The following is a 12,553-nucleotide window of genomic DNA, read 5'->3' on the forward strand; positions in this document are numbered from 1 at the left end:
GGCGGGAATGACGGTCAATAGCTGGTTGAAGCGCTGGGCCGTTCGGCGATACGGTCGCGCCACGCCTGCAGGTGGGTGAAACCCTCCTGCCCCGGCCGGAAGCGCATCAGACCGCGCCCGAACTCCAGCGCACAGAACGCCGTGATATCGGCAATGGTGAAGCGCTGCCCCGCCACGAACGGCTGCGCAGACAAGGTCTGATCGAGCCAGCGCGCCGTCTCGCGCATCTTCTCGCCCTGCGCCGCGCCGTATTCCGGAAACTGCGGCTGCTCCAGCGCCGCCAGTCCCGGATGCGTATGCCGCACGCAGTTGGCGATGCCGTAGAACAGGTGCAGCTCCACGCGCCGGTCGGTCATCTCGATGAAAGCCCGTTCGTCGAAGCCGTCGCCCATCAGGTTCGGCTCCGGCGCGTAGCCCTCCAGCCACGAACAGATGGCGCGCGTTTCGCACAGCACGCGGCCATCGTCCAGCTCCAGCGCCGGCACGCGGCCGAAAGGATTGAGCGCTAGGTACTCGGCACTGCGATGCTGCGCCGCGCCGATATCGATCTGCACCTGTTCGATATCCGTCAGTCCTTTTTCGGCGATGAACATGGCGACCCGGCGCGGATTCGGTGCGCGCGATGAGGTATAGAATTTCATCGCGACTGCCCCGTTTCCAGCATGGTGCGGACCGTGGTGGGATCGGTGCGCTCCGCGCGCGGCGGCAGCATGATCCCGCGCTGCACCGCGGGCCGCGCCGCGATCGCGGCGATCCAGCGCTGCAAATGCGGCAGATCGTCCACCGTCACGCCGGACCAGTCGTGCGTGCGCACCCAGGCCCAGTTGGCGATGTCGGCGATCGAATAATCGCCGGCCAGGTATTCGTGGTCGGCCAGGTGCGCATCGAGCACGCGGAACAGGCGCTTGCTTTCGCCCTGGTAGCGGTCGATGGCCGGCTGGATCTTTTCCGGGAAGTAGCGGTGGAACACATTGGCCTGCCCCATCATCGGGCCGACGCCGCCCATCTGGAACATCAGCCATTGCATCACGCGCGAACGGCCCTTGAAGTCGGTTGGCATCAATTCACCGGTTTTCTCGGCCAGATAGACGAGGATGGCGCCGGACTCGAACACGGGGAAATTATCCTCCGAGCGGTCGACGATCGCCGGAATGCGGCCGTTCGGGTTGATCGCCAGGAACCAGGGCAGTTTCTGCTCGCCAGCCGCCAGATCCAGGGCGTGCAGCGTATAGACCAGTTCCAGCTCCTCCAGCGCGATGGAGACCTTGTGGCCGTTGGGCGTGGCGGCGGTGTACAAATCGATCATGTGTCTGTCCTCAAAAATGAGCGTAGCAGGATCATAATCCCATTTGGGATTTGACAGCGCATCCGGTTCGCCGTAGATTGCTCGCTTGCCCACAAGGCCCACATAACAAAGGAAAAGCATGCAACGCAGTTTGATTTCGCTCGCCGTGATGGCGCTGTTGGGTTTCTCCGCCGGCTCCCCTACCCTGGTTGCCGCCGCTCCTGCCGCCAAATCGGCGCAGGCCACCACCCAGCTTCCCCGCACCGCCGTGCCGACGCACTACGCCGTGTCGCTGACGCCGGATGCAGCCAACAGCAGTTTCAGCGCCAGCGTCACGATCGCGCTCGAGATCAAACAAGCCACCAGCAGCCTGACCCTGAACGCCGCCGACCTGAAGTTCAGCGCCGCCGCCATCAGCGCCGGCCCAGGAAAAGCCACGCAGGCCGCCAGCAAAATCGAGGTGGATGCGGACAAACAGACCGCCACCTTCCAGTTCGCCGAACAGCTCAAACCGGGCAGCTACCAGCTCAAGCTGGACTACACCGGCGTGATCGGCACCCAGGCTTCCGGCCTGTTCTCGCTCGATTATGACAACGGCGGCGCCAAAAAGCGCGCGCTGTACACCCAGTTCGAAAACTCCGACGCGCGCCGCATGATCCCGTCGTGGGACGAGCCGTTCTACAAGGCCACCTTCGCGCTGGAAGCCACCATCCCGGCCGGCCAGATGGCCGTGTCCAACATGCCGGTCGCCTCGACCACCAAGCTGGCCGACGGCCGCGAACTGGTGCGCTTCGCCACCTCGCCGAAGATGTCGACCTACCTGCTGTTCTTCGGCCTGGGCGAGTTTGAACGCGCCACCGCCGTGCAGGACGGCGTGGAACTGGGCGTGGTCACGCAAAAAGGCGCATTGGGCCAGGCGCAGTTCGCACTGGATTCGTCGCGCGACGTGCTGAAGGAATACAACGACTACTTCGGCGTCAAATACCCGCTGCCCAAGCTGGACAACATCGCCGCGCCTGGCCAGAGCCAGTTCTTCAGCGCGATGGAAAACTGGGGCGCCATCTTCACCTTCGAATACTCGATCCTGCTCGACCCACGCGTCGCCACGCAATCGAACAAGGAAATCTCGTTCCTGGTGGCTGCGCACGAAATGGCGCACCAGTGGTTCGGCGACCTGGTCACCATGGCCTGGTGGGACGACCTGTGGCTCAACGAAGGCTTCGCCTCGTGGATGGAATCGCGCACCACCACCCGTCTACACCCCGAGTGGAAATGGGAACTGCGCGCCGTCGGCACCCGCGAAGGCGCCATGGAGCGCGACGCGCTGGCCACCACCCACCCTATCGTGCAGCGCATCGCCACCGTGGAACAAGCCAGCCAGGCGTTCGACAGCATCACCTACAGCAAGGGCGAGTCCGTGATCCGCATGCTGGAAAGCTATGTGGGCGAAGACGCCTGGCGCGCCGGCGTACGCAGCTACATCGCCAAGCACGCCTATGGCAACACGGTGTCGGACGATCTGTGGCGCGAAGTCGAAAAGGCCGCGCACAAGCCGGTGACCGCGATTGCGCACGACTTCACGCTGCAACCTGGCGTGCCGCTGATCCGCGTGTCGGACGCGGTCTGCAAGAACGGCAAGACCACCATCCAGCTGACGCAAGGTGAATTCAGCAAGGACCAGGAAAACAAGAAGCCGTTGAGCTGGCGCGTGCCGGTCATCGCGCAGACCGTCGGCGGCGCCACGGTGCGCGCCGTGGTCAGCGGCGGCAAGGCCAGCATGACGCTGCCGGGCTGCGGCGCGGTGCTGGTCAACGCCGGCCAGAGCGGCTACTACCGCACGCTGTACACGCCGAAGTCCTTCGCCGCGCTGGCCGGCAGCTTCGCCACCATGCCGACCATCGACCAACTGGGCCTGCTGTCGGACAGCTGGTCGCTGGGCATGGCCGGCCTGATGCCGGCGTCGAGCTTCATGGACCTGGCCAACAATGCGCCGGTGGACGCCGCGCCGCAGGTCTGGCAGAAGATCGCCGGCGTGCTGGCCGGCCTGCACGACAGCTACGAAGGCAAACCGGAACAACGCGCGGCGCTGGACCGCTTCACGCGCGCCCGCCTGGCGCCGGTGTTCGCCCGCGTCGGCTGGACCGCCGGCAAGGATGAGGCCGCGCCGGTCGCCAACCTGCGCGAGACGCTGATCCGCGCCCTGGGCGAAGTGGGCGACGAGGCGGTCATCGCCGAGGCGCGCCGCCGCTACGCCGCCTCGGCCACCGACAAGACCGCCATGCCGGCCGCGCTGCGCCGTCCCATCCTGGGCGTGATCGCATCGAACGCCGACGTCGCCACCTGGGAACAGCTGCACGCCGCCGCCAAGGCCGAGCAATCGAGCATGATCAAGAGCGAGCTGTATGGCCTGCTGGGCGCGGCCGAAGACAAGGCGCTGGCGCAACGCGCGCTGGACCTGGCGCTGACCGATGAACCGGGCGTGACCACCGCGCCGGCGCTGATCGGCCGCGTGTCCGGCAGCCATCCGGACCTGGCGTTCGACTTCGCCGTCGCCAACCACGAGAAGGTCGACAAGATCGTCGACATCGCCTCGCGCAGCCGCTACTTCCCGGGCCTGGGCGGCCGTTCGGCCGATCCGGCGATGATCGGCAAGCTGCAAGCCTACGCCAGGCAGTACCTGCCGGCCGACGCGCAAGGCGACACCAAGACCGCGATCGCCTCGATCGAGTATCGCATCAAGGTGCGCAGCAAGCGTTTGCCGGAGATTGACGCCTGGCTCAAGCAGCACGCGGGCTAAGCAAAAAAAAACCAGCGCCATCGCGAGATGGTGCTGGTTACAAAAACGCTCGAAAGCGTGGGGATGTCCGGGTGTCCGCCGACTATGGTGTCGTCTGGACGGTATTTGTGCCGGGCTTGAACGGTCCGGCAACCGGGCGCTGGGCTTAACCTCGCGCTATGGGTGCTACTTTGCCACCGATCGCACAGCGCAGGCTTAGAACTTCATTAAGGTGGGTGGTGCCGGTGTTTGAGGCCACCGGCCAGCCTGCTGAGCCATGCTTTGCGGGCATCCGCGCCATCTTGGGCCCGGAGTCGACTGGAGCACGCTGTCACCAGCGGGAGCGATAATAATTGGACAATATGACGGCCAAATGACGCACACCAACTTTAAATTTCCGGTCATTGCAGCGTTATGTGCGCTGAGCGCTTGTTCGCAGTTGCCGTCGCCCGCCGCGCCGCAAACGACCGCGCCGGCCGTGGCCGCGCCGGCGCCAGCCGCGTCCTTGCCGGCCGACGCCGGCCCGCCGCTGCGCATCGATTCCGCGCACTCGCTGATCGCCGTCACCGTGCGGCGCGGCGGCCTCCTGGCGCGCCTCGGCCACGATCACGTGGTCGCCAGCCATGCGATTACCGGCACCGTGACGCCCTCGCGCAATGTCGCGGATTTCCAGTTTCGTCTCGACGAGATGAAAATCGATGAAGCAGACCTGCGCCAGATCGCCGGCCTGGAAAAGCAGCCTTCCGCCGACGCCATCGAAGGCACGCGCCACAACATGCTGACCAAGGTGCTGGACGCCGAGCGCTATCCGCTGGTGAACGTGCACGCGGAACGCAGCGCCGCCGGCCAGCCGCTGCGTGTCGCCATCACGCTGCACGGCGTCACGCGCACGCTGGATATTCCGGTGCAACTGCGCGAGGAAAATGGTGTCATCAATGTCAAGGGCACGGTGGTGCTGAAGCAAACCGATTTCGGCCTGACGCCGTTTTCCGTGATGGGCGGCGCCATGGCGGTGCTGGACCAGATGGAACTGCGCTTCGACCTGAGCGCCAGATAAAAAAAAGCCCGCAGCACTTCGAAAAGGCGCGGGCCAAAGGTTTCAAATCGGGAGAGACTTGAAAGAGCAAAGACAGTATCTCAGCCGTGCGTGACGCCATGATGACATCCCGCGCTCCCGAAAAAGATTTTTAACGCGCGATCATCAGGCGCAGGCCGAGGCCGACGAAAATCGCGCCGGCCACGCGGTCCATCCACTTGCCGGCGCTTGGCGTGCGGTTGATCCAGGCGCCGACCGCGCCGGAAAAATATCCCAGCAATCCAAACAGCAGCACCGCCTGCGCGGTGAACACCAGGCCCAGTTGCGCCGTCTGCCAGGCCGCGTCGCCGCGCGACGCCACCACGAACTGCGGCAGGAACGACAGGAAGAACAGCACCACCTTCGGATTGATCATATTGGCGAGCAGGCCCTTGGTGAACAGCCGGCGCAGACTTTCATCCGGCAAGCCCGCGCCTTCCACGCGCGCGCCGCCACGGCTGCGCAAGGCGCCGACGCCGAGCCAGACCAGATAAGCGCCGCCGGCCAGCTTGAGCGCGCCGAACGCCAGCGGCGACGCCTTGATCAGGGCGCCCACGCCCAGCGCCGCCAGCAGCGTGTGACTCAGGCAGCCCAGCGCGCAGCCGAGGCCAAACATCATTCCCTGACGGCGGCCGCGCGACATGCCGACGCTGAGCACCATCAGGTTGTCCGGTCCCGGCGAAATGGTAATCAGCAGCGCGGCGCTGAGAAAACCGATGAACTGTTCTGGTGAAATGAGCAAGATAATGTCCTGGTGTGCAAAGCCGACATCATACCAAAGCGTCAAGTTCTCGTTTAAAATGCAATCACTACCTTTTCTGGACAGTCGGCGCACGGAACCCGAATGAGCAAAGCGAGCACGATCCACAGCCTGACCGCGTACCTGCACCGCTATGCTCTGCTCCTGCTGCTGGCTGTCTGCGTCCACGCCGGCGCCGCGCCCATTTCCCTGACCAACGCCAGCATCGACCTTGCCAGGGCCGGACAGCTGTACGCCGACAACGGCGAGCCGTATCCGGTCAACGCCAGCGGCCTGCCGGCCCTGCTGGCGCGGCTCAAGCCGGCGGCCAAGGTCGATCTGCTGGGCGGCAGCTACTGGCTGTACGCCGAGCTGCGCGCCGACAGCCACCTGTCGAACTGGGTCATCGACCCGAACGACACGCTGATCGACATGGTCGACATCCAGGTCTACGGCGAGGACGGCAGCATCCGCCAGATGTTAACCGGATACCGCCAGCCGCATTCCTACATGCTCCACTACGGCAAGGACATCGACCTGGAGCCGGGCCGGCGCTACCAGGTGCTGATCCGTTTTTCGAGCCCCTACTACGCGCGCACGCCGGTGTTCTCGGTACTGCCGCGCACCGACTACCAGCAGCTGGTGGCCAGCGAGAATGTGCTGATCATCGGTTCCGTGGGCGCGCTGCTGGCCCTCACCGTGTTCAACTTCTTCATCTACTCGATCACGCGCGACCGCTCCTCGCTGTACTACTCCATGTATGTGCTGTGCTACGCGGTGGCGTGGGGCATGACCTTCCACATGTCGGCCGACCTGTTCGGATGGCACGACCTGCACTGGCACTACGTGCCGTTCTTCCTGCTGCCGGTACTGAGCACGCTGTTCTACACCAGCTTCCTGAAGCTGAAGGAAACCGCGCCGCGCCTGTATGCGCTGAGCCGCATCAACATCGTGCTGCCGCTGCTGACCATGCCGGCCTGCTTCCTGGCGCTGAGTTACGCCCACACCATCGCCACCATCGTCATCACCATCTGGATGTCGATGGCGCTCACCAGCGGCATCATCGTCTGGCGGCGCGGCTACTATCCGGCGCGCTTCTTCGTGCTGGGCTTCGTGGCGCTGATGGTGCCGGGTCTGCTCATCCTGCCGGCCAACGTCGGCCTGATTCCGGCGCTGGTCAGCAATGCGCAGCTGTTTACGCTGCTGGGCGGCACGCTGGACGGCGTGCTGCTGGCGTTCGCGCTGGCCGACCAGATCCGCCTGCTGCGCAACAACCTGGAACAGCGCGTCAGGGAACGCACGGTCCAGCTGACCGAGGCCAAGGAACACGCGGAGATCGTCAGCCGCCACCGCATCGACTTCCTGTCGGCGATGAGCCACGACATCCGCACGCCGCTGGCCGGCGTCATCGGCATGATTAAGTTCGCCATGCGCGACCAGTCGGTGCGCGGCAGGACCGAAGAGTACCTGCGCATTGGCCTGCAGAACAGCGAATCGCTGCTGGCCATCCTCAACGACATCCTCGACTTCTCCAAGATCGACGCCGGCCGGCTGTCGATTGAAACGGTGGACTTCGACCTGATCGCGCTGATCGACGACGCGGTCGGCATCCTGCAGCAGCAAGCCGACGCCAAGAGCCTGCTGCTGCGCTACGAACTGGCGCTGGACCTGCCGCGCTATGTGCGCGGCGATCCGACGCGCCTGCGGCAGATCCTGCTCAACCTACTGGGCAACGCCATCAAGTTCACCGACCGCGGCGAAGTGCGGCTGGACGCCTCGGCGCTGCAGGCGGCCGACGGCCGCACCAGCGTCAGTTTCGACATCAGCGACACCGGCCCCGGCATCCCGCCGGAAACGCTGCCACGGCTGTTCCAGAAGTTCGAACAGGCCGACCACTCGACCACGCGCCGCTACGGCGGCACCGGCCTTGGGCTGGCGATCTGCAAGGAACTGGTGGAACTGATGGGCGGTTCGATCGCCGTCGAAAGCCGGGTCGGCGCCGGCTCCACCTTCAGCTTCACGCTGCCGCTGGAACTGGGCATCGCGCCGGCCATCGATCCGTCGACGCTGCCGCGCAAATCGCACCACGCCTATCGCCTGCGGGTGCTGTGCGCGGAGGATGTGCGCACCAACCAGATCATCGTCAGCACCCTGCTGGAAGGCATGGGCCACGATATCCGCATCGTGGAAAACGGACTGCAGGCGCTGCACGCCTTGAGCAGCGCCGCCTACGACCTGGTGCTGATGGACGGCCGCATGCCGATGATGGACGGCGAGCAGGCCACACGCCTGATCCGCGCCGGCGGCAACGAAGATTACCGCGTGCTCGATCCGGACGTGCCGGTGATCGCGCTGACCGCCAACGCCAGCGACCACGATCGTGCGCGCTACCTGGCCGGCGGCATGGACGGCTTCCTCAGCAAGCCGGTGGACGAGCGGCTGCTGTACGACCAGGTCGAGAAAGTCATCGCTCAGCACCTGAGCCGTGGCCGGCCGCTGCGGCCGACCGATGTCGCGCAGCTGGAATCGCTGGACCGGCAGTTCGGCGTGGCGCCGGAAACCGCCGCCGGTGAGGCGGCGACGGCCGACACGGTGCAGATCATGCCGTTGGCCGGCCTGTCGCACAAACACATGCAGCGCATCACGCAAGCCTTCCTGGACGAGGCGCCGCGCCGGCTGGAGACGGCGCGCGCGGCGGTGGTGGCCGGCAACGCCGGCGCGGCGGCAGCGGCGATCCACGCGCTGAAAGGCAGCGCCGGCTACCTGAACTCGCCGCACCTGCACTCGCTGTGCCACGAAATGGAAGCCGCCGCCAGCGCCGGCGACCTGGTGGAAGTGATCGACATGCTGCCGGGCGTCGAAGCGGCGCTGGACAAGGCCTGCGCCGACCTGCGCAGCGCCTGAACCCGGTTCAGCAAAGTTTGGCGTTTTCCGCGACAATGGAGGGCTTCGTTCTCATGCATCGGAAAATCCATGAACACTCCTGATAGCGCGCTGGCTGCGCGCGACGGCCTGCCGCCCGATGCGCGGCGGCTTGCCATGCTGTCGGTCGCCATCGGCGTCGGCATGTCCGCGCTGGACACCGCCATCGCCAACACCGCCCTTCCCGCCATCGCCGACCAGCTGCACACCACGCCCGCCGCCTCGGTATGGATCGTCAACGTTTATCAATTGGCCATGGTGGCCACGCTGCTGCCGTTCGCCGCCCTCGGTGAAGTGATCGGCTACCGGCGCGTGTGCCTGTTCGGCATCGCCATGTTCACCGCCGCCTCGCTGGCCTGCGCGCTGGCCTGGTCGCTGCCGTCGCTGGTGATCGCGCGCCTGTTCCAGGGCATCGGCGGCGCCGCCATGATGGGCGTGAACACCGCCATGGTGCGCGCCATCTTCCCGGCCAAGCTGCACGGCCACGGCTTCGGCCTCAATTCGCTGGTGGTGGCGGTCGGCTTCGCGGTCGGCCCCACGGCCGCATCGCTGATCCTGGCCGTCGCCTCGTGGCCCTGGCTATTCGCCATCAACGTGCCGCTGGGCGTGGTTGCCGTGGCGCTGGGCCGCCGCGTGCTGCCGCACACGCACCGCGCCAGCCACAAGATCGACGCGCCCACCGCCATCCTCAACGTATTTGCCTTCGGCCTGCTGATCCTGACCTTCGGCGACGCCGCCCACCAGGAAGGCTGGCACAAGCTGCTGCCGGAAGTGATCGCCACGCTGATTTTCTTCGGCCTGCTGCTGCGCCGCCAGGCCGGCCACGCCGCGCCGATGCTGCCGGTGGACCTGTTCAAGCGCCCGCTGTTCACGCTGTCGGCGCTGACGGCCGTGTGCACGTTTGCCGCCCAGGGCCTGGCCTTCGTCTCGCTGCCGTTTTATTTCGAGACCACGCTGGGCCGCTCGCCGATCGAAACCGGCTTCCTGATGACGCCATGGGCGGTGCTGGTGGCGGTGATGGCGCCGATTGCCGGCCGCCTGAGCGACCGGTATCCGGCCGGTGTGCTGGGCGGTATCGGCACCGCGCTGCTGTCCTCCGGCCTGGTGGCCATGCTGATGCTGCCGTCCAATCCCTCGGTGCTGGACATCGGCTGGCGCATGGCGTGGTGCGGCATCGGCTTCGGCTTCTTCCAGGCGCCGAATCTGAAGGCGATCATGGGCAGCGCGCCGCCGGCCCGCGCGGGCGGCGCCAGCGGTATCGTCGCCACCGCGCGTCTGATCGGCCAGGCCAGCGGCGCGGCATTGGTGGCCTACTGCTTCACGCTGTCGGCCACACGCGGCACCTCGTATGCGCTGATCCTGGGCGCGGTGTTTGCGGGCGTGGCCTGCGTCGCCAGCTTCTCGCGGCTGGTCGTGTCCAACGAACTGTGAGCCGCGTTTGCGCGGACGCTGCTACACTCTCCGGCAAATGAATGAGGAGACGTCAGCATGTCCAACCGCACGCTTAACCTGACCGATACACTGTACGACTACGTGCTCGCGCATTCGCTGCGCGAGCATCCGGCGCAGACCGCGCTGCGCGCCGCCACCCGCGGCCACGAACGCGCCAGCATGCAGATCTCGCCGGAACAAGGCCAGTTCATGGCCTTGCTGGTCAAGCTGATGGGCGCCCGCAACGCGATTGAAGTCGGCGTCTTCACCGGCTACAGCGCGCTGTCGGTGGCGCTGGCGCTGCCGCCGGAAGGCCGGCTGGTGGCCTGCGACATCAGCGATGAATACACCAGCGTCGCCAAGCCGTTCTGGCAGCAGGCCGGCGTGGCCGGCAAGATCGACCTGCGCCTGGCGCCGGCGCTGGAAACGCTGCAGGCGCTGCTCGCCGACGGCGAGGCCGGCCTGTACGACTTCGCCTTCATCGACGCCGACAAGGTCGGCTACGACGCCTACTACGAAAGCTGTTTGCAGCTGGTGCGCCCCGGCGGCCTGATCGTGCTGGATAACACGCTGCGCGAGGGTAAAGTCACCGCCCGCGCCGACAACGACGATACCGCCGCGCTGCAAGCGCTGAACATCAAGCTGCGCGAGGACCATCGCGTCGACATCTCCCTGCTGCCGATCAGCGATGGCGTGACCCTGGCGCGCAAGCGCTAGCGCTGCGCAGGGGCCGTCGGCTATTTCGGCCGCGCCGGTTCGATATCCTCATCCGGCTTGTTCAGAAGGCCGGCGCGCAGCTGCCGCACCGCCACCGCCACCGAACGCGCGACGTTGCGCACCTCCTGCTGGAACTTCTCATCCTTGTCCAGCACCAGATGGCTCCCGGCATAGGATTCGTAATAGCCCACATAGCGGTCCAGCGCCGACTGCTTGCCGGCGTCGATCAATCCCATCCAGTCCAGCCAGTCGGCCAGGCCCCGGCGCAGGCCCTCGATGCCGGCCACGTCGCCGTGCACCACCAGCCCATAGGCGCGGCCCGACAGGTGCTTGGGATAGTCCCAGCCGGCCAGTTCCAGCTGCTTGGCCTCCGCCGCCTTCTTGCCGTGCGTGGTGGTGGGATCGGGATTGCCGCCGTCCGCGCAGACCAGCCGGTCGATCATCAGCTTCAGCACCGACGGCGCCTGATACCAGTAGGTCGGCGTCAGGATGATGACGCCGTGCGCCGCCACCCATTTTTCGTAGATCTCCGCCATCCAGTCATTGGTCTGGCGCTCGCCGTGGTTCGGATAGCAGCTGCACGGCCAGTGGCACAAGGGCATGGCGGTCGACAAGCAGCCTTTGCAGGGATGGATGTGCAGATCGTAGCTGGACGTGAGCAGGCTCAGGTCCAGCACATCGGCTTCGATATCCGCTTCAGCCAGCGCTTCCCTGGCCCATAAGCTCATGCGATACGTCTTGGAGATCTCGCCGGGGCAGGAACCGTCGTTGCGCGCCGCGCCGATAATCAGCAGCACGCGCGAACGCGTCTGCGGATCTTTCTGGCGCTGCTCGGCCGCCAGCAGGCGGTCGCGCGTCGCCTTCCACTCCACCGACAGATCGTAATCGGGATCGGCGAACTCGCTGCCCGCCTTCTGCGTAATCGGCGATTTGCGGCTGTCCTGATAATTGTGCCACGCGATCTCCTCCACCTGTGCCAGCGCCGCCTGCACCGGCTCGAAGTTCGGATCCTTGAACGAGCGCATGAACTGCAATTTGAACTCCTGGCGCTCCAACTTCTCCGGCGCCTGGCCCTGCCTTACCTCTGGTTCCGCCATGTGACCTCCATATGATAAGCCAGCTTGGCACGCGCTCCGGCGATGCTCCGTTCGCTCACGCACACTCCTACACGCCCACGGCGCGTACACCTACTGCGGTCATGGCCGAGGCGGCATAGCATGTACCTGCAATCTTTTCAAAGGAGACCATCATGAGCCAGTCCAACAAACCCGATCCACGCGGCTTCAAGCCAGGCGCCAATATGCCGCAGGAAGGTTACGATCCCAAACAGCAGGGCATGTCGGAAAGCGGCAACCACGCCACCGGCCATCCGGGCAACGACACGCCGCCGGGCAATTTGCAGCACGACCCGAAAGAACAGTCGGAGCGCGCGCTGCGCCAGGATAACCACAACCGCGCCGACCAGCGCAACGAGCAAAGCGCAGCAGCCGCTGCCACCGCCGCCACCCACCGCGACAAGAACGCCGGTGCGCGCGGCGACGACTCCACCGACACCAATCGCGACCGCAAACGCTGATCAACAGCGCTTATTCCAGTTTACTGGACATG

At 65.8% G+C, this 12,553-nt stretch carries 10 protein-coding genes; 6 read left to right on the top strand and 4 right to left on the bottom strand.

Annotation, left to right across the window (positions count from 1 at the left end):
• Positions 1-14: 14 nt before the first annotated feature.
• Both GJ695_RS05005 and GJ695_RS05010 read right to left on the bottom strand, forming a co-directional pair.
• Entirely contained in the window at positions 15-641 is a 627-nt protein-coding gene (locus tag GJ695_RS05005) for a glutathione S-transferase family protein (protein WP_154362502.1), read from the bottom strand.
• A complete protein-coding gene (locus GJ695_RS05010; RefSeq protein ID WP_154362503.1) occupies positions 638-1,306 on the bottom strand; it encodes a glutathione S-transferase family protein in 669 nt (222 codons plus the stop codon). Before GJ695_RS05010 ends, GJ695_RS05005 begins: the two co-directional genes overlap by 4 nt.
• Positions 1,307-1,424: 118 nt before the next feature.
• Here GJ695_RS05010 and GJ695_RS05015 point away from each other — a divergent pair, with 118 nt between their 5' ends.
• Together GJ695_RS05015 and GJ695_RS05020 are read left to right on the top strand one after the other, a co-directional pair.
• Positions 1,425-4,082, top strand: a complete 2,658-nt coding sequence (locus GJ695_RS05015; RefSeq protein WP_154362504.1) for a M1 family metallopeptidase — start codon at positions 1,425-1,427, stop codon at positions 4,080-4,082.
• Between the two features lie 352 nt (positions 4,083-4,434).
• Entirely contained in the window at positions 4,435-5,118 is a 684-nt protein-coding gene (locus GJ695_RS05020; protein ID WP_154362505.1) for a YceI family protein, read from the top strand.
• A gap of 130 nt (positions 5,119-5,248) precedes the next feature.
• On the opposite strand, the gene GJ695_RS05025 is transcribed toward GJ695_RS05020, so the two are convergent.
• A complete protein-coding gene (locus GJ695_RS05025) occupies positions 5,249-5,878 on the bottom strand; it encodes a LysE family translocator (protein WP_154362507.1) in 630 nt (209 codons plus the stop codon).
• A 102-nt stretch (positions 5,879-5,980) separates the two neighbouring features.
• On the opposite strand from GJ695_RS05025, the gene GJ695_RS05030 reads away from it, so the two are divergent.
• The 3 genes from GJ695_RS05030 to GJ695_RS05040 all read left to right on the top strand — a co-directional run bounded on the left by GJ695_RS05030 (position 5,981) and on the right by GJ695_RS05040 (position 10,945).
• Entirely contained in the window at positions 5,981-8,779 is a 2,799-nt protein-coding gene (locus GJ695_RS05030; protein WP_154362509.1) for a hybrid sensor histidine kinase/response regulator, read from the top strand.
• Between the two features lie 69 nt (positions 8,780-8,848).
• Positions 8,849-10,228, top strand: a complete 1,380-nt coding sequence (locus GJ695_RS05035) for an MFS transporter (protein ID WP_154362511.1) — start codon at positions 8,849-8,851, stop codon at positions 10,226-10,228.
• Positions 10,229-10,285: 57 nt separating this feature from the next.
• Positions 10,286-10,945: a class I SAM-dependent methyltransferase gene (locus tag GJ695_RS05040; RefSeq protein ID WP_154362513.1), complete on the top strand. Its 660-nt coding sequence runs from the start codon at positions 10,286-10,288 to the stop codon at positions 10,943-10,945.
• Between the two features lie 20 nt (positions 10,946-10,965).
• Here GJ695_RS05040 and GJ695_RS05045 read toward each other — a convergent pair whose 3' ends face one another.
• Positions 10,966-12,042, bottom strand: a complete 1,077-nt coding sequence (locus GJ695_RS05045) for a flavodoxin family protein (protein WP_154362515.1) — start codon at positions 12,040-12,042, stop codon at positions 10,966-10,968.
• A 152-nt stretch (positions 12,043-12,194) separates the two neighbouring features.
• Between GJ695_RS05045 and GJ695_RS05050 the strand changes: the two genes are divergently transcribed.
• On the top strand, positions 12,195-12,521 hold the full coding sequence (locus tag GJ695_RS05050) for a hypothetical protein (RefSeq protein ID WP_154362517.1): 327 nt from the start codon (positions 12,195-12,197) through the stop codon (positions 12,519-12,521).
• Positions 12,522-12,553 lie beyond the last annotated feature (32 nt).

The sequence above is a fragment of the Duganella alba genome (assembly GCF_009674495.1).
GTDB lineage: Bacteria > Pseudomonadota > Gammaproteobacteria > Burkholderiales > Burkholderiaceae_D > Rugamonas > Rugamonas alba.